The sequence below is a fragment of the Acidothermus cellulolyticus 11B genome, assembly GCF_000015025.1.
GTDB classification, from domain to species: domain Bacteria; phylum Actinomycetota; class Actinomycetes; order Acidothermales; family Acidothermaceae; genus Acidothermus; species Acidothermus cellulolyticus.
The window spans coordinates 741,361-762,869 of the sequence record NC_008578.1 but is presented as its reverse complement, the minus strand read 5'-3'; the positions used below and the strand labels follow the sequence as shown (position 1 = coordinate 762,869).

Genomic DNA, 21,509 nt, shown 5'->3' with positions numbered 1-21,509 from the left:
CTCCGGTTCGCCGATCTCCAGCGCCCAGAGCCGTAGGTCCCGAGCGTCACGGACTTCACTCGGGACGAAAGTCCCAGTGATGGAGGTGTTCCCTGCTGCGCACACGGGCGGCCGACGCCCGGCTCAGGCGTGCGACATCACCGCTCAATCAGTGTCACCGGCGACAACGTTACGCAGCGGTTCGCCGTTCAGGTACCGCGAAATCTGGTCGACGATGAGTTGCCGGGCGCGCGGGAGAAACGCGGTGGTGTCCCCGCCGACGTGCGGCGAAATCAGCACCCCGGGGAGCCGCCAGAGGGGATGGTCCGGCGGGAGCGGCTCGGGATCTGTCACGTCGAGGGCGGCGCGAATGCGTCCTGCCGCAACAGCATGCACCAGCGCCTCGGTGTCCACCACCGCCCCGCGAGCGACGTTGACCAGCAGCGCACCAGGCCGCATCCGCGCCAGGAATTTCTCGTCAACGAGATGCCTGGTCTCGGCGGTCAGTGGGGTGAGGACGACGACCACGTCCGCTTCGCCGAGCAAACCCCAGACCTCCTCGATGCCGTGGACTCCGGGGCGGGGCCGCCGGGCGACCCGCAGGATGCGTACCTCGAAGCCGGCGAGACGGCGCTCCAACGCCTCGCCGATGGATCCGTAACCGAGGATCAACACGGTGCGGTCCGCCAGCGAGGGATACGTGGCATGCCGCCACTCTCCGGTTTGCTGCGCTCGAACGAAATCGGGAATTCCGCGCAGCGCGGCCAGCATCAACGCGACGGCGAGTTCCGCCGTGCTCGCGTCATGGACGCCGCGCGCGTTGCAGAGGAGGACACCGTCGGGAACCAGCGGCGCCACCTGCTCGTAACCGGCGGTCAGAAGCTGGATGACCCGCAGCCGGGGTGACCGCAGCGCCGCCGCAAGTTTTTTCGTGCCGAGGGTGTACGGCGCCACGAGAATGTGCGGCTCCGGCACGTCGGCGGGACTCTCTGTTCCGGTGAAAAGGCCGACCCGCAGCCGCGCTGACAGACCGCGCAGATCCGCCGCCATTTCCGGGTAGGGCACCCAGACGTGGACCTCGGCCTCGCTCATTGCCGGTGGCGCTGCCCGACAGCCGTCAACGTCAAGGCACCCATTGCCTCATGCGTCGCTGACACCAAGAGTTTCCAGAATGAGAGCCCGCACCTTCGCCGCGTCGGCCCGTCCGTGTGTCGCCTTCATCACCGCGCCGACAAGGACACCGACCGCGGCTACCTTGCCGTTACGGATTTTCTCCGCGACATCCGGTTGTGCGGCGATCGCAGCGTCCACGGCGGTGCGAAGAGCGCTGTCATCCGAGACGACTTCAAGGCCGCGGGAGGCGACGATCTCTTCCGGGCGTCCCTCGCCGGCAAGAACGCCGTCGAGCACCGCCCGGGCCAGCTTGTCGGTGAGCCGTCCGGTGCTCACCAGCCGGGCGAGCTCGGCTACGTCCTCGGGGGTTATGGGCAGTGCGGCCAGCTCGACGCCGGCTTCATTGGCGCGCCGGGCGAGTTCACCCAGCCACCACTTGTACGCGTCGCGGGGACTCGCGCCCGCCGCAACCGTCGCCGCAACCAACTCGACGGCGCCCGCATTCAGCGCCGCCTGCATCTCCGCCGCGGTGAGACCCCACGCCTCGCGCAACCGCCGGCGGCGCTGCAGCGGCAATTCCGGAAGGGCGGCCCGCAGGCTTGCCACCCACTGCGGATCCGGGGCGAGCGGAACCAAATCCGGCTCCGGAAAATAGCGATAATCCTCGGCCTGTTCCTTGCTGCGCCCGGGTGTCGTGACACCCGAATCCTCGTGAAAATGGCGCGTCTCCTGCACCACCCGGCCGCCGGCGCGCAGCACAGCGGCCTGCCGTTGAATTTCGTAGCGCACCGCCCGCTCCACCGAGCGGAGCGAGTTGACGTTCTTCGTTTCGCTGCGAGTCCCCCACGCCGTCGTACCCTTGCGGTGCACGGAAAGATTGACGTCGCAGCGCAACGAGCCTTGCTCCATCCGCACGTCGGAGACACCCAGTGTCCGCATCACTTCCCGCAGTTCGGTCACGTACGCCCGGGCCACCGCCGGAGCGAGTTGCCCGGTGCCGACCACGGGCTTCGTGACAATCTCGACGAGGGGGATGCCCGCGCGGTTGTAATCGACGAGCGAATAGTCGGCGCCGTGAATACGACCGGTCGCGCCGCCGATGTGCACGGATTTTCCGGTGTCTTCCTCCAGGTGGACGCGTTCGATCCCGATCCGGAACACCTGGTCGTCGACCTCAACGTCCAGGTACCCGTCGGTGCAGAGCGGCTCGTCGTACTGGGAAATCTGAAAGTTCTTCGGCATGTCGGGATAGAAGTAGTTCTTCCGGGCGAACCGGCACCAGGAGGCGATCGTGCAGTTCAGGGCAAGGCCGATACGGATCGTCGCCTCGACGGCGGCCCGATTGGCGACCGGAAGCGAGCCGGGCAGGCCGAGGCAGACCGGGCAGACCTGCGTGTTCGGCTCGGCGCCGAACGTGGTCGGGCATCCGCAGAACATCTTCGACCGGGTGGCCAGCTCGACGTGCGTCTCCAGCCCGAAGACCGGTTCGAATTCCTCGACCGCCTCGGCAAAATCCAGCACCTCATCCGGAGCGATCGTCGTCACGCGGCTCCCTCCTGATTCGCGGCAGGATCCGGTACGTCCTCAATGAGCAGCCGGCCGGTGCGTTCCCGGTACGCCGCTTCCAGCGCCGCACCGACCCGGTACAGCCGGTCATCCGCCAACACCGGTGCCATGATCTGAAGGCCGACCGGGAGGCCGTCGTCCGGCGAGCAGCCGATCGGTACGGACATGGCGGCGTTGCCGGCGAGATTCACGGGAATCGTGTCGAGGTCGGCCAGGTACATCTTCAGCGGGTCGTCCACCCGTTCGCCAAGCGGGAAAGCCGTGGTCGGGGTGGTCGGAGAGATGAGGACGTCGAATTTCTCGAACGCGGCGGCGAAGTCCTGGATGATGAGGGTGCGGACCTTCTGGGCCGACCCGTAATAGGCCTCGTAGTAACCGCTGGAAAGCGCGTACGTGCCCAGCATGATGCGGCGTTTCACCTCGGCGCCGAAGCCGGCCGCGCGGGTGAGCGCCATGACGTCTTCCGCGGTGCGGGTGCCGTCGTCACCGAGCCGCAAACCGTACCGCATCGCGTCGAATCGCGCGAGGTTGGACGAACACTCGCTGGGCGCGATGAGGTAATAGGCGGCGAGGGCGTACTCGAAATGCGGGCAACTCACTTCACCGACGTCGGCGCCGAGATCGGCGAGGAGCTTCACCGCCTGATGGAATTGGTGCCGGACGCCGGGGTCATATCCGTCACCGTCCAATTCGCGCACCACCCCGATCCGCAACCCGCGAACGTCCCCGTTGCGGGCAGCGGCGACGACGTCCGGCACCGGAGCGTCGATCGACGTGGCGTCACGCGGATCGTGGCCCGCAATGGCGGCATGCAGATACGCGGCATCCAACACGGTGCGGGCGAACGGACCCGCTTGGTCGAGGGACGACGAGAAAGCGACCAGGCCGTACCGCGACACGCCGCCGTACGTGGGTTTGGTGCCGACAATGCCCGTCACGGCCGCCGGCTGCCGAATCGACCCTCCCGTGTCAGTACCGATGGCCAGCGGCGCCTCGAACGCCGCGACCGCGGCCGCGCTGCCGCCGGATGAGCCGCCGGGAATACGCGACAAATCCCAAGGATTGCGGGTGGGGCCGAATGCGGAATTCTCCGTCGACGACCCCATCGCGAATTCGTCCATGTTCGTCTTGCCGAGAATGACGATTCCGGCGTCCCGGATTTTTTGCACCACCGTCGCGTCGTATGGCGGGATCCACCCTTCGAGAATCTTCGAGCCGCAGGTGGTCGGCATGCCGCGCGTCGTGAACACATCCTTGAGCGCAAGGGGGACGCCGGCGAGTGGTCCGAGTCTCTCCCCCGCCGCCAGTCTGGCGTCAACCGCCCGGGCGGCGGTCAGCGCGCCATCGGCATCGACGTAGAGAAACGCGTGCACGGCGGGATCAACCGCGGCGATACGGTCCAGGTGCGCCCGGGTGACCTCCTCCGCTGACACCTCGCGGGCGGCGATCATCGCTGCGAGCTCGACCGCGGTCCGCCGAATCAGGTCACTCATCGCCGTCCTCGCTGGAACGCCGCCGCAGGCAGGAACGGCACTCCCCGACGTCCACGGCACTTCCCGACGGCCACCGCAAGCTGGCCCGGCACTCCCCCAACGGTCGCCGCAGGCTGGGCCGGTGTGATCACTCTTCCTCCAGAATCCGCGGGACCTTGAACCGCTGGTCCTCCACCGCCGGCGCGGCCGCCAGCACCTCTCCCACCGGTAGGGAGGGCCGGACCTCGTCGTCCCGGTAGACGTTGGTCAACGGAAGCGGGTGCGAGGTCGGGCGTACGTCGGAGCCGGCGACCGAAGAGACTTTCGCCACCGCGTCAAGGATGACGTCGAGCTGGCCGGCGAAACGGTCAAGCTCGGCCTCGGTGAGAGCGAGTCGGGAGAGCCGGGCAAGGTGAGCAACGTCGGCACGGGTAACTCGGGGCACGCGGTCATCCTAGCGACGCGACCAGCGCCTCGACCCCGAGCGGGCAGGCGGCCGCCGCGCCTGCACCATTCAGGCCGGCCCGAGTGAGAACACACCCGTCACGGCGAGGGTCATGACGACGAACCCGATGCCGCTGAACGCCACCAGCACCCTTCCCGCGCCCCGCGCGCAGCAGGCCAACGCGAGGCACGCGGCGAGCCAGGGCACGACGCTCATGCCGTAGCGGCCGGCAACGCTTGGGAAGTACTCGCCGGACTGCACGAAAGCCTGAAGCTCCACCGCAAGCGGATACGCGACCAGGCCGGCGAGCGCGCCGAGACCAAATATCCATCGCGCGCTCCGGCGCGCAGAGGTCACCATCACCAACAGCGGCCCGGCGATGACCACGAATGCGAGCAACCGCGCCCAGAGCGTGATCGTCTCGCCGTCGACGGACGGCTGCAGGTAATAGTTCGTTATCACCATGGAGAAACCGGTGAACAACGTGCTGAACAATTCGGCGAAGGGCAGCCCCTTGATCGGCCTGCCGCTTATTCCGGCGACCGGACTGACCCAATGCTGCGCGCCGCGATGCGCCTGAAACAGGTTCCACCCTTGGTAGACGACGAGAAAGGCCAGGACGATCCCGCCGGCGAGAACGAGGAGTTGGCGACGCCGGTGCGCGAGCGAGACGTGAATCGGCCAGCGTGCCGCCCGGTCTCCCGCGACGGCCAGGACGACGCAGACCGCGGCGACAAGCAGCATCGGTAGGGCGTTGAGGACCTTCGTCGCCGTCACGAGAAACGTCGCAAGCACCGGCACAAGCCAGCCGGTGGCACCGTCAATGAGCAAACGGGCCAGCAGCAGTGCCGCAATACTTCCGGCGAGCGGAGCAGCGGCATCGTTGTTCACCGTGCTCGAGGCGTGCAGCACACCAGGGACGAGCGGAAGAAGAGCCGCACCCGCTGCGGCGAACAGCACGCCGCCGCCGAACCGGCGAATCGCCGCATACAACGTCACCATGGCGGCAAAGAGCCAGAGCAGACCGACGAGACGCGCCAGCGTGATGAAGTGCGGACCGGGCAGAAAAACGCCCAACCCGCGGGCGATGACGCCGGTAATGGCGTAATAGAGCGGGGGATGACCGAAGTTGTAATCCTCGCCCCGGCCGGGATACTGCGACGGAACCGGCGGTGTCGAGCTGTCGCACGGCGGAAGATGGAGGCCGGTAACGCCGCCGCGACACGACCATTCACGCAGAATTTCCGGCGCCAACGGAGTTCCGCGGGCGGGAATCTGTCCGTGGGCGATTCGGTACGCGTAATCCGCGTGCGTCGCCTCGTCGAATAACGATAGGGTCTTCCCCCGCGCAATGGCGCTGAGCACGAGAACCGCTGCGACCGCGAAGAGCGCAAGACAGACGGCCAGGAACGTACGTGGTTCCGTGTCGCCGAAAAATCGCCGTCTGTCGCGTGGACGTACGCCGGCCGTGACCACAGGCATTGGCTCGCCGGGCATGGACACTCCAGCACTCTCGCGGGCGGACGTGGACGGCGGTACGGGAGTATAGCCGACCAGCGCGACATCGGACCGGGAAACCCGCGACGCCCGGGCGAATAAGGCGATTGTCCAGTCGGTTACGGCCGCTGCGCCATAGACCGCGCTGCGTCCGGGCCTTTCGTGAGAAGGGTGGCAAAACCCTCCTCGTCGAGGATCGGAATCCCGAGCTGGCGCGCCTTGTCGTACTTTGAGCCGGGATTCTCCCCGACAACGACGAAATCGGTCTTCTTCGATACCGAGCCGGCGGCCCGGCCGCCCGCGTCCTGGATGGCTTCGATCGCCGAATCCCGCGACCAGCGCGAAAGGGTACCGGTGACCACGACGGTGATGCCGGCAAGCGGCTTGGCCGCACTGCGCTGCTCTTCCGCCATCCGCACCCCGGCGGCCGACCATTTCGCCACGATCTCCTGATGCCAGTCGACGGCAAACCAGTCGCGGATGGATTCAGCGATGACCCGGCCGACACCCTCGACGGCGGCCAGCTCGTCCACCGACGCATTCCGGATAGCGTCAATGGAGCCGAATTCCCGGGCGAGTGCGCGTGCGGCCGTCGGTCCGACATGCCGGATCGACAGCGCGACAAGCACGCGCCAGAGCGGCCGGGTCTTGGCGGACTCAAGATTTTCCAGCAGTTTCACGGCGTTGGCGCTCAATTCGCCGTCCTTCTTGGTGAAGAACGGAACCGTGCGGAGCTTCTCGGGAGTGAGGAGGAAGAGGTCACCCTCATCGGCGAGGAGTTTCGACTCCAGCAAGGCATTCGCCGCTTCATACCCCAGGGATTCGATGTCGAGCGCACCCCGGCTCGCGATATGGAACAACCGTTCCCGCAATTGCGCGGGACAGGACCGCGCATTGGGGCACCGGATGTCGACGCCGCCGTTCTCCCGCACCAATGGCGTGCCGCACGCCGGACAGTGGCTGGGAAAGACGAACTCGCGTTCGGAGCCGTCACGCAAGGCGACGACGGGTCCGACCACTTCCGGAATGACGTCGCCGGCCTTGCGCACCACGACGGTGTCACCGATGAGCACGCCCTTTCGCTTGATTTCGTCGGCGTTGTGCAGGGTGGCGTTCGTCACCGTCGACCCGGCGACCCGCACCGGTTCCATGACGGCGAAGGGGGTCACCCGTCCGGTGCGCCCGACGTTCACCTGAATGTCGAGGAGTTTCGTCGTCACCTCTTCCGGTGGGTACTTGTACGCCACCGCCCACCGCGGCGCCTTCGCTGTCGCGCCCAGCCGCCGCTGCAAGGCGAACTGGTCGACTTTCACCACGACGCCGTCAATTTCATGTTCCAGGTCGTGGCGATGCTCGGCGTAGTACGCGATGTAGTCGAGGATTTCCTTCGTCGTCGTCGCCACTTTCGCCCGCTCCGACACCGGCAGGCCCCACGCGGCCAAGGCGACGTACGCCTCCGACTGACGGGCGGCCGCCAGACCTTGGTGCGCCCCAATGCCGTGCACCACCAGGCGTAACGGCCGGCTCGCCGTGACCCGGGGATCCTTCTGACGCAGCGAGCCTGCGGCGGCATTCCGCGGATTGGCGAACGGCGCTTTGCCGGCCGCCACCAGACCGGCGTTCAATTCCGCGAAATCCGCGACGGGGAAGTACACTTCGCCGCGGACTTCCAATAGCGCCGGCAGGTTCCCGTCCCGGTGCAGCCGATGCGGAACATTGCGGATCGCCTTGATGTTCGCGGTGACATCCTCGCCGACCCGGCCGTCGCCGCGGGTCGCGCCGCGCACGAGGACGCCGTCCTCGTACACGAGATCGACCGCCAACCCGTCAACCTTCGGTTCGCACAGGTAGGCGGCGTCCGTGCCGACTTCTTTCTCCACCCGGGCGATCCACGCCCGCAACTCCCCCTCGGTGAAGACGTTGTCTAGGCTGAGCATCCGCTCCAGGTGCTCGACGGGCGCGAAGTGCGCCGCCGGCGCACCCTGGACCTTCTGCGTCGGTGAATCCGGTGTCCGCAGTTCCGGGTAGGCATTCTCGATCTCCTCGAGTTCGCGCATCAACGCGTCGTACTCGGCGTCGGAAATGGTCGGCGCGTCGAGCACGTAGTACCGGTACGCGTGCTCCTCGATTTCCTTGACCAGCTCGGCGTGTCGGCGGGCGGCGTCCGCGGCGCTCGCCGGAATCCCAGTGTTTCGGGCAGGACTCATACCGGCTCCATTCCCCTTCCCCGGCGATTCTCCCGGCCAGCCTGCGGAGGACGATGCGTCGCCCGCCGTCCGGTTCCCGTCGCCGCGCAGCATTTCCAGCAGACCACCGTCGGAGCGGTCACCATCCCTCCGGGGCTTCGAGGATCGACCGGCCGACGTCCACACACCGCCGATACGCCCGCCGGACCCACGCCACCGACGCGCCGGCCAGCCCGCACGCCGGCGTCACCACGTGCCGGGCGAGCTCTTCGGCCGGGAACCCGAGCCGGTTCCACAGCCGGCGAAGCGGTGCTGCGCTCTCCGCCACCGTGGGAAGGTCGTCGGCTTCGGTGCTCGGCACAATGCCGAAAAAGAACCGCACTCCTTTCTCGACCGCGGCGCCGAGGGAGTCGTCGTCGGCAGGCGCGAGCAGGGTCACGTCAAGGCCGATCGCCCGGGCGCCCGCGGCAACCAGCGTGTCGATCGGGACGCCGGCGGCGCAGCAGTGCACCACGGGGACGGCGTCGGTGTCGGCAATCCGGGTGAGCACCACGCCGAGCCGCTCCCGTACCACCTGTTCGTCGATCGCCGGCAGCATCGCAAAACCGCTCGCCGTCGGCACGGTTCCGGCACGGACGGCCGGCAGCAGGGGTTCGTCGAGCTGGACGACGAGGCGTGCCCCGGGCACCCGCCGGGAAACGTCGCGGGTCACCTCCGCGATCCCCTCAGCGAGGGCATCGGCGATGTCCCGCACCGCGCCGGAGTCGGCCAACGCCTTGTCGCCGTACCGCAATTCGATCGTCGCCGCCAGCGTCCACGGGCCGGCGCATTGAATTTTCAACGGACCCCGAAAGCCTTGGGTGAATTCTTCGAGGACGTCGAGGTCGCGACGCAGGAGTGCACGCGCCCGGCGCTCGTCCCCACCAGGACGCTGGGTGAACCGCCATCCGCTCGGGGCGTATTCGACGTGCAACTCGGCGAGGTGCGCCGCGCCGCGACCGATCATGTCGGCGCCGACGCCGGCTGCCGGCAACTCGACGAGATGCGGAAAATCCGGCAATTCACCGATGACGATCCGCATCGCCTCCGCCGGGTCATCGCCTGGCAGCGACCCGACGCCGGTCGCCACACCCGGCGGCCAGGGAAATGCCGTTGCGTCCGTCCCCGCAGCCACGGGACCGAGGCTAACCGAGCCTGCGCCGACTGCTCAGCGCTGACCATGATCGCGGGCCGGGTTCGCCTTCCGCAGGTTGGCCTTGCGCAGGCTGGACCTGCGCCGGACGGTCAACCGGATCGGCCGCCGCCAGGTCACGGACGCGGCGGCGGGCCGAGCAGCTCGATACGGTGCCGCGCCGCGGCGGCTTGGAGCAGTCCGACATCGACCGGCCCGGGGTCCGGTAACCGGCGTTCAGGAGCCGGCTCGCCGACGGCTGCGGCAAACCCTTCGAAACCCGACGGCGTGGTGAGTTGCAGCGCCCGCAACGGCTCACCGGCGCCGACCAGGAACGTGTGCGGCATTTGGGCGGGCAGCAGGACGAAATCCCCGGGACCCGCCGTGAACACCTCGTCGTCGCAGTGGAACTCGGCGCTGCCGGCCAGGATGTAGAACATCTCGTCCTCGTCCAGGTGCCGATGCAGGGGTGGGGCAAAGCCCGGCGGATTAAGGAATTCGACGAGCGTGAGCGCGCCGCGGGTCTCGGTCCCGGCGGCCTTGATCGTCGCGAGATTCCCGAGAAACCAGAACGCTTCGCCTTCACCGCTGCGGCGCAGGATGGGACCGGTCGACGGCGTCTCAGCCATGACAGCCTCACTTTCGATATAGCACTGTCTACTGAATAGACTGCTAGTATCGCAGAACCGTGAGTGATGTCAAGGCCAACCGAACCCGCCGGCAATACCGGTCACCGACACGGGACGAGAACGCACGACGTACCCGGCAGGCGATCGTGGCGGCGGCGAGCGAGCTTTTCGTCGAACGCGGTTACACCGCCACCTCGCTCGCCGACATCGCGGCCGCTGCCGGGGTCGCGCGACCCACCGTTTTTGCCGCCTTCGGTGCAAAATCGGCACTTCTCCGGCAGATTCTCGACCAAGCACTCGCCGGTGACGATCAACCGGTCGCCGTCGCCGATAGGCCGTGGTTCAGACCGGTGTGGGAGGCGGCCACGCCCGGAGCAGCGCTGGATGCCTATGCGGAGGTCTGTGTCATCATCGGCCGTCGAGCGGCGCGGCTCTTCGAGGTCGTCCGCAGGGCCGCCGACGACGCACCTGAAGCCGCCGAGCTGTGGCAGACCTTGCAGGCTAACCGGCTGGCGGGTGCAGCGATGGTGGTCACCCACCTACAGAAGCTTGGGGATCTAGCCCCCGGGCTCACCACACGGCAGGCGACCGACACGCTGTGGTTCTTCAACGACCCCGCGCACTATGCCGCGCTCGTCCTGCAACGGAGCTGGCCGGAATCCACGTTCCGCGACTGGCTGGCACGCCGAATGCGTCAGGCCCTGCTCCCGATCTGAGTCGGTCAGCCTGCCCACCGCCCCGATCGGCGGCGTCGCGTACGCCGATCGCTCCCCCAACGGAATTGTTTCCGGCGCGACCGGCTCAGCGTTCACGCCCCTCGTGCGCCAGCACCTGAGGCAGCGGCTCGTCGCCGGCAGGCTGGCCTGCGTCCGTCGGGTCGGAGTCAGAGTGGAGGGTGTTGGTCCGCATATCCGAATATCTCGAGGAGCGTGCCGTGCATTACGACTTAGCAATCATCGGCTCGGGGAGTGCAGCGTTCGCCGCCGCCATCACCGCGGTCGGCCGCGGCGCGACCGTCGTGATGGTGGAACGGGGACAGATCGGCGGGACCTGCGTCAACGTCGGATGCGTCCCCTCGAAAGCCCTCCTCGCCGCCGCCGCTGCTCGGCATACCGCCAGCGATTCGCGCTTCCCGGGTATTGCGACCACCGCTGGTCCGGTGGACGCCGGCGCCCTGAGGGCCGGCACGGATGCCCTCGTCCAGCAGTTGCGCGCCGAGAAGTACGTCGACCTCGCGGCGGAGTATGGCTGGACGATCGTCCGGGGCACGGCACGTTTTGCACCGGGACCGGTCCTTACCGTGGCGACCGAGGACGGTCCCGCGCAACTCGAGGCAGACCACTACCTGATCGCCACCGGCGCCTCCCCGTGGGCCCCGCCGATCGAGGGCCTGGCGGAGTCCGGCTTCCTCACCTCGACGACGGCGATGGAGCTCACCGAGATACCCGACTCCCTCCTCGTGGTCGGCGGCAACGCCGTCGGCTTGGAGATGGCCCAACTCTTTTCCCGGCTGGGCAGCACCGTCACCGTCGTCGAAGCCCTTGACCGGATCGCCCCCTTCGAGGAACCGGAGATCAGTGCCGCGCTCCGCGACGTCTTTGCCGACGACGGCATCACCGTGCACACGTCGGCGCGGATCCGCCGAGTTCGCCGCGGGCCAGAGGGCTACCTCCTCGAGACCGACCTTCCCGAGGGTCCGCGTACCCTGAGCGGCCGCGAGCTTCTCATCGCGACCGGCCGGCGGCCCAACACCGCCGATCTCGGTCTTGCAGCCGTCGGCGTTGCTGCCGGCAGCCGCGGCGAAGTCGTCGTCGACGCCCAGCAGCGGACGACCAACCCGCGGATCTGGGCCGCCGGCGACGTTACCGGCGGACCGCAGTTCGTCTACGTCGCCGCCGCGCAAGGAAATCTCGCCGCCCGCAACGCCCTCGACGGCAGCGCAGAAAGCCTGGACTACTCCGCGCTGCCGCGCGTCACCTTCACCGAACCGTCGATCGCTTCGGCCGGCATGACCGACGCCCAGGCTGTCGCCGCCGGAATCCGCTGCGACTGCCGGGTCCTGCCGCTGGCGATGGTTCCCCGGGCCTTGGTCAACCGCGACACCCGGGGCCTGGTCAAGCTGGTCGCCGATGCGGACAACGGCCGGCTCGTCGGCGTCCACGTGCTGACCGACAACGCCGGAGACGTCATCGCCGGGGCGGTGTACGCGCTCACCGCGAAGATGACGGTCCAGCAGCTCGCCGACACCTGGTCGCCGTACCTCACGATGGCCGAATCGCTCCGGCTCGCCGCCCAGGCCTACACCCGGGACGTCGCCAAACTGTCCTGCTGCGCCGCGTAATCCGCCGCGACATCGCCGTGACATCCGCCGCGGCGCCCGCTGCGGTGCCGTGCGGAGCAATGCAGCCGGAAAGAAATACCGCCGGGAGCAACGCAACCCGAGAGATAAACCGAAAGAGAAATACATACGGGCTGCGCCACGGAGTCGTTAGTCCCTCAGTTTGCGCCACGGACTTGTCACGAACCCACGGCCGCACGGCGGGTACGTGCGATGGTCGCCGAGCCGAGAACGCGGGTGTCCGCGTAGAAAACCGCCGCCTGACCGGGCGCCACGCCGCGAACGGGCGCGCGGAACTCCACGTCGACCTCGTCACCGCGGAGCTCAACGACCGCGGGCGCCGCCGCGCCGTGCGCTCGGTACTGGACGGTGCACTCCAGCGGCGCGTCCGGTGGCGGCCCGCACCAGATGGGACGGACGCCGGTAAGCCCGGTCACCGACAATTCGTCCGCCGTGCCCACGACCACGGTTCTGGTGACCGGAGACACCTCGAGCACATACCGGGGCCGGCCGTCCGGGGCGGGCGTACCGAGGCGGAGTCCTCGACGCTGTCCGACAGTGAATTGGTAGGCGCCGTCGTGCGAACCGAGCCGCCGTCCGGACGAATCGACGATGTCGCCCGGCGCCGCACCCAGATGCGAGCGGAGGAAATCGGCGGTGTCGCCATCCGGGATGAAGCAAATGTCATGACTATCCGGCTTGTCCGCCACCGCAAGACCCCGGGCGGCCGCTTCGGCGCGGACCTCGGTCTTCAGCGAATCCCCAAGCGGAAAGAGCGCATGCTCCAACTGCGGTTGACTCAAGACGCCGAGGACGTAGGACTGGTCCTTCGCGGAATCGGCGGCGCGGTGCAACTCCAAGCCCTGCGGGCCGCGCTGAATCCGTGCGTAATGCCCGGTGCAGACGGCGTCGAAGCCGAGGGCGAGCGCCCGGTCGAGCACCGCGGCGAATTTGATCCGCTCGTTGCACCGCAGGCACGGATTCGGCGTTCGGCCCTGGGCATACTCGGCGAGAAAATCCTCGATGACGTCCTGCCGAAACCGTTCGGCGACATCCCAGACGTAAAACGGAATTCCGAGGACGTCGGCGGCGCGACGGGCGTCACGGGCGTCCTCCAGCGAACAGCAGCCGCGGGCACCCTCCCGGTGCGAGCGCGGTGTGCTGGACAGTGCCAAATGCACACCGACGACCTCGTGTCCGGCATCCACCATGCGGGCCGCGGCCACCGAGGAATCCACGCCGCCCGACATGGCAGCCAGCACCCGCATCGTGCCCTCCCCCGGTTCAGCTCCGCCGTGCCGGCATTAGCGACCCGGCGCGGCGGGCCCGCTCGACCGCGCCCGGCAGGACGGCGAGGAGTGCATCGACGTCGGACTCGGTGGACGTATGACCGAGCGAGAAGCGCAGTGTTGCGCGGGCGAGCGACTCGTCGGCACCCATCGCCAGCAGCACGTGACTGGGCCGGGCGACGCCCGCCGTGCACGCCGAACCCGTCGAGCAGGCAATACCCTGCGCGTCGAGCAGCATGAGGACCGCGTCCCCTTCGCAGCCGGGAAAGGCAAAGTGCGCATTCCCCGGCAACCGGCGATCCAGGCCGGGGCCCGGATCCCCGGTGAGGACGACATCCGGAATCGCCGCCTGGACCCGCGCAATCAGGTCATCGCGCAACGCAGCCAGCCGAGCCGCGGTCTGCGGTTGGCGGCGCACCGCGAGGTCAACCGCAACCGCGAACGCGGCGATCGCCGGCGTGTCGAGGGTGCCGGAGCGAATCTCCCGCTCCTGACCGCCCCCGTGCAGCACCGGCATGACGCCGACGTCCCGGCGGACCACCAAGGCGCCGACCCCCAACGGTCCGCCGATTTTGTGTGCGGTGAGACTCAGCGCACCGACGCCGACCGCCCCGATATCGACCGGAACCTGGCCGACCGCCTGCACGGCGTCCGTGTGGAACGGAACGCCGTACTCGGCGCACACCGCGGCGATGTCGCGGATCGGCATGACGGTGCCGACTTCGTTGTTGGCCCACATCACGCTGACGAGAGCCACCGACCGTGGATCCGCGTCGATCGCGGCCCGAACAGTCTCCGGATGCACCCGGCCCACCCGGTCGACGTCCAGGACAACCAGTTCGGCGCCTTGATGCTCGGCCAACCAGACCGCGCAGTCGAGGACGGCGTGATGCTCAGTAGCCCCGATGAGGATGCGCCGACGTCGATCGTCCTCGGCGCGCCGGGCCCAGAAAATGCCTTTGACGGCGAGGTTGTCCGCCTCCGTGCCGCCGGAGGTGAAAATCACGTCACCGGGACGGGCGCCCAGCGCCCGGGCAATCGTCTCCCGCGCCTCTTCGACGACCCGACGGGCCCGGCGACCCGCGGCATGCAGCGAGGACGGATTTCCGACGACGCTGAGCAATTCGTGCATCGCGTCGATCGCTTCCGGGAACATCGGAGTCGTCGCTGCGTGGTCGAGGTACACCACGTGGTCGCGCCTCTCGGGGCGGCCGGGTGGAACGTCGAGGTATCCGGCTGGAACGCGAGGCATCGCCAAGGGGTTCTGGACATCCGAAGGAAATGTCATCGACGCCAGCCTAACCGGTGAATCGACGATCACCGCAGCGTGAGATCCTGCCGCCGTGACCGATTCCGCCGGAACCCCCGCCCGTGCCGCCGGAACCCCCGCCCGTGCCGCCGGACGCACCGCCGGAACCCCTGCCCGTGCCGCCGGGGCGTCCTCCGGTGGACCGGGAGTGCGGGACGCCGTGGTCGCCATCGCGGGTGCCGGTGGCATGGCCGGCCCGGCGATTGCCCGAACACTCGTCGCCCGCGGCGCGCGGGTAGCGCTCGCTGACCACTCCGATGGGCGGATCGGCCCGCTTGCGGACACGCTGGGCCGTGACCACGCAGCGGCTTGCGCCGTCGATCTCCTTGACGAAGCGGCCACCCAAGCGTGGGCGGCCAGCGTCATTGCGCGGTACGGACACGTCGACGGGGTCGTGCACCTGGTCGGCGGGTGGCGCGGCGGCGTCCACCTGCGCGACGCCGATCTCAGCGACTGGCAATGGCTCTCCGCCCGGCTCGTGACAAGCCTGCAACACACCAGCCGGGCGTTCTACGACGCCCTGCTGGCCAGCGGCCGGGGCCGGTTCGCCATGGTCTCCGCAACCGCAGCGACCCGACCATCCGCCGCCGCGGCGGCATACGCGGCGGCGAAGGCAGCCGCCGAGGCGTGGACGCTCGCCCTCGCCGACGCATTCCGCGGCACGACGGCGGCAGCCGTCGTGCTCGTCGTCCAGGCGCTCGCCACCGCCGAACAGCGCCGAGCCAGACCGGAAGCCTCCTTCGCCGGGTACACCGGCGTTGACGAGCTGGCGGACGTCGTTGCCGGGCTGTGGGACCGGCCGGCCGATGCGATCAATGGGCAGCGATTGTGGCTGACGCCGGAGACACCATGACGGCACTCCGATCGCCGGATTCCCGGCCACGCAGGCTCGCCGGTTCTGCGACGCAACCAGACCCGAACCAGAACGGGGAGTTCAGACGGTGACGGTACGGCACGACCCGAATCGCCGCAGCTTTGCCAGTGACAATTGCGCCGGCGTCCATCCGGAGATCCTGGACGCCATCGCCGAGGCCAACGGCGGCCACGTCATGGGGTACGGCGACGACCCGTACACCGAGGCGGCCCGGCAGGTTTTCCGTACCCACTTCGGTGACAACGCCGAGGTGTACTTCGTCCTCACCGGCACCGGGGCGAACGTCGTCGGCCTCCAAGCCATGACACGGCCGTGGGACGCCGTCATCTGCGCCGACACCGCGCATGTCAACACCGACGAGTGCGGCGCGCCAGAAAAGATCGGCCGGCTCAAATTGCTCACCATTCCGGCAACCGACGGGAAAGTGACCGTTGACGCCATCGCCGACCGTCTCATCGGCCGCGGCGACGAACACCACGCACAACCGTCGGTCGTATCGCTGACCCAGGCCACTGAGCTCGGCACCGTCTACACACCCGAGGAAATCGCCGCCATCACCGATTTCGCTCATGCGCGGGGACTCACCGTCCATATGGACGGCGCACGGCTGGCCAATGCCGCAGCCGGTCTCGGCGTTTCGTTGCGCACCCTCACCACCGATGCCGGCGTCGACGTGCTAAGTTTCGGCGGCACGAAGAACGGCCTGGCGTACGGAGAAGCACTCGTCGTCCTCAATCCGGACGCCGTCCACGGCGTCCCGTACCTGCGGAAATTCAGCACGCAACTCGCATCGAAGATGCGCTTCGTCGCCGCGCAATTCCTCCGGCTCATGGAGACCGATTTATGGCGGCGGAACGCAGCCCACGCCAATGCCATGGCTCGCCGGCTCGCCGAAGGCGCCGCCGCAATACCGGGGCTCCGCATCACCCGACCCGTACAGGCGAATGCGGTGTTCGCCACCCTCCCCCGTCAGGTATCCGAACGTCTGCAGCGCGAGTACCCGTTCTACGTCTGGGACGAACGGACCGGTGAGGTGCGCTGGATGTGCGCTTTTGACACCACCGAGGACGACGTCGACGCGTTCGTTTCCGCGATCCGCGCGGAATTCGCTGCCGCTGCGCGGTAGGTACCGGACGCCGCGCGCGAACGAGAGCCGGACGCCGCGGTATGAGAACCAGCCGGACGCCGCGTGGATAGGACCGGAGGCCGGTCAGCCGCCCTCTCGGCGGCGCCGGATTTCACGGATCAGCGCGGGCACGACACGGTGCAGGTCACCGACGATGCCGAAATCCGCGATCTGAAAAATCGGCGCCTCCGGGTCTTTATTGATGGCGACGATGGTTTTGGCGGTCTGCATGCCCGCCACATGCTGAATGGCGCCGGAAATTCCACAGGCAATGTACAGATCAGGCGAGACGGTGGCGCCGGTCTGACCGACTTGTGCGGTGTGGGGCAACCAGCCGGCGTCCGTCGCCGCCCGCGAGGCACCGACGGCACCGCCCAGCACGTCCGCCAATTCCTCGATGAGGGCGAAATTCTCCGCACTCCCCACGCCACGGCCGCCGGCTACGACGACAGAGGCCTCGTTCAACGCCGGACGGCCGCCCCCGGCCGCCACGCGGGTCGCCGTCACCCGCGCCTGACGGTCAGCGCCGGGCGGTGCCGCAATCGGGGTGACCCGCGGTGTACCCGGCGCGGCCTCAGCGCGGACAGCGTTCGGCCGCCAGCTCACCACCGGAACACCGCGCCGCACCCGGGACGTGACCACCGTCGAACCCCCGAAAATTGCCTGCCGCACCCGGACCCCCGTGTCGTCGACGCTGATGCCGACCGCGTCGGTCAGGACGCCGCTGCCGAGCCGAACCGCGAGCCGGCCGGCGATTTCCTTTCCTTCCGCGCTGGCGACGACGAGCACCGCCGCCGGCGTCCGCTCCCGCACGACGGTGCTCAGCACGTCGACCACACCGGCGACGACGACCTCGGTTACCGCCGGATCGGTGCAGAGCAGCACCTCAGCGGCGCCGTATTCACCGAGCCTTGACACACACTCCTCGGCGGCGGCACCGAGGACGACGGCCACCGGCTCGCCGACCGCGCGGGCCGCCGTCAGGGCCTCCAACGTCGGCCGGCTGACAGTGCCGTTCCGGTGCTCGACAAGGACGAGGATTTCCGCCATCTGCCACCCGCTCTCTTCGCCCGGCCGGCGCCGATCGCCGCCGAGCCGTCACACCGTCACACCAGTTGCCGCGATGCGAGAAACTCCACGAGTCGTGCGGCGGCGTCGCCGTCGTCCGTGACGAGAATCCGCGCCCGCTCGGTCGAGCGCTCCTCCATCGCGACCACCTCGGTGGGCGAACCCGCGAGACCAACGGCGTCCGCAGAGAAACCCAGCTCCGCAGCCGTCCAGGTCACCAGCGGTTTGGTCTTCGCAGCCATGATGCCCTTGAACGACGGGTAGCGCGGCTCATTGATCTTTTCGAGCACACTCACCACCGCCGGCGTCTCCGCGACGACGTCGGACTCCACGTCACCGGTCACCCGGCGAATGCGCACCCGGCCGTCCTCAACGGCAAGCTCGGCGGCGAGGGTTGCCTGCGGCACGGCCAACTGTTCGGCGAGCATGGCTGCCAGCACACCCATCCGCGCATCCGTCGACTCAGCACCGGTGATGACGAGGTCGAAACCGGCCCGCCGGATTGCCGCCGCCAGCACCGCCGAGGTGACGACCGCGTCGCTCCCGGCGAGGACGTCATCGACAATGCAGACGCCCTCGTCGGCGCCCATCTGCAAGGCTTTGCGCACCGCCTCGGCCGAAGCCGGCGGGCCCATCGTCATCGCAACGACCGACCCCTCGCCCAGCCGCTCCTTGACCCGCAACGCCTCCTCAACGGCGTAGGTGTCCAGCTCGTTGATCACACCGTCGGCCGCCGCGCGGTCCAGCAGGAAATCCTCGCTGCGCAACCGCTTCGGCGACCAGGTGTCCGGCACCTGCTTGACGAGGACGACAATGCGCACGCCGGACCTCCCGCACCTCCGGGGCCGCGTCCCGCGGCCCGCCTAGCCGGACTCTATCCAGGCCGGGATGTGCGGGCTGCAACCGCTTCGGCGACGCCGCCAGGCGACGACGAAGCCCGGCCGCCCCGGCTGGCTCGGCGATCTCGCGATAGCGTGCGCCCATGGACGACCGGCTCCGCGCGATATGCGATCTGCAAGTTCCGGAGGCCCGGGAGGGGGCCGGCTTACACGACTACGACGGCCGGATCCAGGACCTGTCGCCGGATGGAATTCGTGCCGGCCTTTCCCGGCTCGGCGGGCCGACGCTCGCTGACCCGCACGACGAGGCGCACGTCGCCGCCTTCGAGTCCGCGCTGCGGGTCTTCTTCGGCGACCTGGAGATGCACCGGCGGAATCCGCTCGTTCACCTCGCCAACTTGGACGTCTCCTGCTATGACCGGGAATACGCGCCGAAGGAGGACCGGGAAGCGGCAAAGCTCGCGCATCTCGCGGCATGGCCGGACGCCGTCGACATGGCGATCGCGTCATTGGACGCCGTCCCCGCGCCGGTCGCCGAGGCCCTCCTCGGACCGGCTGAGGGGCTTGCCGCCGGGTTCGACGGCTCGCATGAGGTTGTGCAACGCGCTCTCGCCGCACACCAGCGATTTGTCGCCCATGTGCGCCGGGCAGCCCAGACCGGCCCGCCGGACGTCAGCCTCGGTGCGCAGGCACTCTCCGCCCTCATGGGTGCCGGCGAGGCACTGACGGTCGATCTCGGCCGGCTCGCCGAGCAAGCGGACGCCGAACGCGACCGGTTACGGGAAATCCTCCGTGAGGCGTGCGCCCGTATTGACCCGACCGCCGCCCCGAACGAGGTCGTCGAACGGCTGCTCGCCGACCACCCAGACGCCGACGGGGTCCTCGCCGAGGCCCAGGCGCAGGTCGATGAGGTACTGGCATTCACCGCGCAGCACCAGCTGGTGCCCTACCTCGATGGGGAGTGCGTAGTCGGGCCGGCACCAGAATCGCGTCGCTGGGGCATGGCCATGATGGCGTGGGCGGCGCCCGGTGAACCGGACGGGCCGTCGTTCTACTGGGTCACTCCGCCGGATCCGGCCTGGCCGGCCGAGGACGTCGAGGCGTGGCTCAAGGTGTTCTCCCGCACGACCCTGCCGCTGATCACCCTGCATGAGGTCTCACCCGGCCATTTCGCGCACGGCCGCGCGCTCCGCCGCGCTCCGACGTTGGTGCGGCAAATTCTCGTCTCGCCGTCCTTCACCGAAGGGTGGGCGCACTACATCGAAGAACTCTGCGTGGATCTCGGTTTCCGCTCCGGCGATCCGCGGGTGACCATCGGCATGGCCATCGAGGCCCTGGTACGGGTAACCCGGCTGGCCTGCGCCATCGGCATCCACACCGGGGCGATGACGGTGACCGACGCGGCGGCGCGCTTTGCCTCCGACGCATTTCTCGCCGGGCCGGCCGCGCTCTCGGAGGCCCGCCGTGCCACGTTCGATCCGACGTACGGCCGCTACACCTGGGGAAAGCTGGAAATCCGCGCCCTGCAGGAGAAAGCCCGCCGCACCTGGGGGCCGGCATACTCCCACCAGCGGTTCCATGCCGCCTTGCTGCGCCTCGGCGCGCCGCCGCTCGGGCTCATCGAAGCCGCCCTAGACGATCAACGCGGCTGATCGACGCCCTGCTCGAGGCGGCTATCGGCCGACGAAATGCGCCTTGCCCGGCCCGGACTCCAGGAACGACCGGAAACCGATCGTCCGATCCTCGGTGGCGAAGAGTTCGACGAATTCCGTCCGTTCGAGACGGAGACCGTCGGCCAGCGAGGTCGCCAGCCCGCCGTCAATCGCCCGCTTCGCCGCAGCGAGCGCCCGGGCCGGGCCCGCGGCGAACGTCCGCGCCCACCGCCACGCCTCGGCGTAGAGCTCGGCGACCGGCACCACCGCGTTCACCAGGCCGATCCGCAGCGCTTCGTCAGCGTCCACCATCCGGCCGGTGAAGATAAGTTCCTTGGCCCGTCCGGGCCCAATCAGCCGGGGCAGCCGCTGGGTTCCCCCGGCGCCCGGGATGACGCCGAGCAGGATCTCCGGTTGGCCAAGCCGGGCATCCGAGGCGCAGATGCGCAGGTCCGCAGCGAGGGCAAGTTCACAGCCGCCGCCCAGCGCATAGCCGGCGATCGCGGCGATCACCGGCTTGGGAATGGCCGCCACGGCGTCGAATGCGGCCTGCAACGGCTCAGCGCGCGCTGCCATGTCGTCGCGGCTCATCGCTGCCATTTCCCGGACGTCGGCGCCCGCCGCGAAGACCCGCGCTCCGCCGTACACGATGACCGCGCGGACGTCGTCCCGGGCGGCCGCCTCTTGCGCCGCCTGCCGGAGCTGGTCCTGCATGACGGCGTTCAGCGCGTTCACCGGGGGCCGGTGCAGCCGGATCGTGCCGATGCTGTCGCGCACCTCGAGCCAGACGAAGGCGCCGGGCGCGGGCGGCAAGGTGCCGGGCGCGGGTGGCTCGGCCGCCGGATCCGGAGTCGACGTGGGTGCCGGGTCGCTCGTCATGATTCCTCCACGGCTCGTGAGCGGAAGAACAGCGCCGACGCTACCTCCCGACGGTTGGGCAGGCCGGGCGATCGCGC

At 68.9% G+C, this 21,509-nt stretch carries 18 protein-coding genes; 5 read left to right on the top strand and 13 right to left on the bottom strand.

The annotated features are described in order from the left end of the window. Positions 1–144: 144 nt before the first annotated feature. The 8 genes from ACEL_RS03595 to ACEL_RS03560 form a co-directional block, all read right to left on the bottom strand. Positions 145–1,071 (bottom strand): 2-hydroxyacid dehydrogenase, encoded by a 927-nt coding sequence (locus tag ACEL_RS03595; RefSeq protein ID WP_011719535.1) that lies wholly within the window; start codon positions 1,069–1,071, stop codon positions 145–147. A gap of 48 nt (positions 1,072–1,119) precedes the next feature. Then, a complete protein-coding gene (gene gatB / locus ACEL_RS03590) occupies positions 1,120–2,637 on the bottom strand; it encodes an Asp-tRNA(Asn)/Glu-tRNA(Gln) amidotransferase subunit GatB (RefSeq protein WP_011719534.1) in 1,518 nt (505 codons plus the stop codon). Next, entirely contained in the window at positions 2,634–4,151 is a 1,518-nt protein-coding gene (gatA, locus tag ACEL_RS03585) for an Asp-tRNA(Asn)/Glu-tRNA(Gln) amidotransferase subunit GatA (RefSeq protein ID WP_011719533.1), read from the bottom strand. The genes gatB and gatA overlap by 4 nt, the downstream gene beginning before the upstream one ends. A gap of 127 nt (positions 4,152–4,278) precedes the next feature. Beyond that, positions 4,279–4,575 (bottom strand): Asp-tRNA(Asn)/Glu-tRNA(Gln) amidotransferase subunit GatC, encoded by a 297-nt coding sequence (gene gatC, locus ACEL_RS03580; RefSeq protein WP_011719532.1) that lies wholly within the window; start codon positions 4,573–4,575, stop codon positions 4,279–4,281. Positions 4,576–4,644: 69 nt separating this feature from the next. Next, positions 4,645–6,072 (bottom strand): hypothetical protein, encoded by a 1,428-nt coding sequence (locus ACEL_RS03575; protein WP_011719531.1) that lies wholly within the window; start codon positions 6,070–6,072, stop codon positions 4,645–4,647. Between the two features lie 119 nt (positions 6,073–6,191). After that, entirely contained in the window at positions 6,192–8,279 is a 2,088-nt protein-coding gene (ligA, locus tag ACEL_RS03570) for an NAD-dependent DNA ligase LigA (RefSeq protein ID WP_011719530.1), read from the bottom strand. A 118-nt stretch (positions 8,280–8,397) separates the two neighbouring features. After that, complete coding sequence (locus tag ACEL_RS03565; protein ID WP_011719529.1) at positions 8,398–9,432, bottom strand: methionine synthase; 1,035 nt, start codon at positions 9,430–9,432, stop codon at positions 8,398–8,400. Positions 9,433–9,566: 134 nt separating this feature from the next. Continuing rightward, positions 9,567–10,058, bottom strand: coding sequence for a cupin domain-containing protein (locus tag ACEL_RS03560; protein WP_011719528.1), 492 nt, complete (start codon positions 10,056–10,058; stop codon positions 9,567–9,569). Positions 10,059–10,117: 59 nt separating this feature from the next. Between ACEL_RS03560 and ACEL_RS03555 the strand changes: the two genes are divergently transcribed. Both ACEL_RS03555 and merA read left to right on the top strand, forming a co-directional pair. Next, the gene (locus ACEL_RS03555) at positions 10,118–10,774 is read left to right on the top strand and encodes a TetR/AcrR family transcriptional regulator (protein WP_011719527.1); all 657 of its coding nucleotides are present in this window, start codon (positions 10,118–10,120) and stop codon (positions 10,772–10,774) included. 179 nt (positions 10,775–10,953) lie between these two features. After that, a complete protein-coding gene (merA, locus tag ACEL_RS03550) occupies positions 10,954–12,399 on the top strand; it encodes a mercury(II) reductase (RefSeq protein WP_011719526.1) in 1,446 nt (481 codons plus the stop codon). 176 nt (positions 12,400–12,575) lie between these two features. On the opposite strand, the gene mnmA is transcribed toward merA, so the two are convergent. Beyond that, the gene (mnmA, locus tag ACEL_RS03545) at positions 12,576–13,664 is read right to left on the bottom strand and encodes a tRNA 2-thiouridine(34) synthase MnmA (protein ID WP_011719525.1); all 1,089 of its coding nucleotides are present in this window, start codon (positions 13,662–13,664) and stop codon (positions 12,576–12,578) included. A 16-nt stretch (positions 13,665–13,680) separates the two neighbouring features. Continuing rightward, positions 13,681–14,874, bottom strand: a complete 1,194-nt coding sequence (locus ACEL_RS03540) for a cysteine desulfurase family protein (protein ID WP_041834924.1) — start codon at positions 14,872–14,874, stop codon at positions 13,681–13,683. Positions 14,875–15,142: 268 nt separating this feature from the next. Here ACEL_RS03540 and ACEL_RS03535 point away from each other — a divergent pair, with 268 nt between their 5' ends. Together ACEL_RS03535 and ACEL_RS03530 are read left to right on the top strand one after the other, a co-directional pair. Further along, the gene (locus ACEL_RS03535) at positions 15,143–15,847 is read left to right on the top strand and encodes an SDR family NAD(P)-dependent oxidoreductase (RefSeq protein ID WP_011719523.1); all 705 of its coding nucleotides are present in this window, start codon (positions 15,143–15,145) and stop codon (positions 15,845–15,847) included. An 88-nt stretch (positions 15,848–15,935) separates the two neighbouring features. Next, a complete protein-coding gene (locus tag ACEL_RS03530) occupies positions 15,936–16,994 on the top strand; it encodes a threonine aldolase family protein (RefSeq protein ID WP_011719522.1) in 1,059 nt (352 codons plus the stop codon). 84 nt (positions 16,995–17,078) lie between these two features. Here ACEL_RS03530 and ACEL_RS03525 read toward each other — a convergent pair whose 3' ends face one another. Then, positions 17,079–18,044 (bottom strand): electron transfer flavoprotein subunit alpha/FixB family protein, encoded by a 966-nt coding sequence (locus ACEL_RS03525; protein WP_011719521.1) that lies wholly within the window; start codon positions 18,042–18,044, stop codon positions 17,079–17,081. A 56-nt stretch (positions 18,045–18,100) separates the two neighbouring features. Next, positions 18,101–18,883, bottom strand: a complete 783-nt coding sequence (locus ACEL_RS03520; protein ID WP_011719520.1) for an electron transfer flavoprotein subunit beta/FixA family protein — start codon at positions 18,881–18,883, stop codon at positions 18,101–18,103. Positions 18,884–19,044: 161 nt separating this feature from the next. Here ACEL_RS03520 and ACEL_RS03515 point away from each other — a divergent pair, with 161 nt between their 5' ends. Beyond that, complete coding sequence (locus ACEL_RS03515) at positions 19,045–20,553, top strand: DUF885 family protein (RefSeq protein ID WP_011719519.1); 1,509 nt, start codon at positions 19,045–19,047, stop codon at positions 20,551–20,553. A 21-nt stretch (positions 20,554–20,574) separates the two neighbouring features. Here ACEL_RS03515 and ACEL_RS03510 read toward each other — a convergent pair whose 3' ends face one another. Continuing rightward, a complete protein-coding gene (locus ACEL_RS03510; RefSeq protein WP_011719518.1) occupies positions 20,575–21,432 on the bottom strand; it encodes an enoyl-CoA hydratase/isomerase family protein in 858 nt (285 codons plus the stop codon). Between the last annotated feature and the right edge of the window lie 77 nt (positions 21,433–21,509).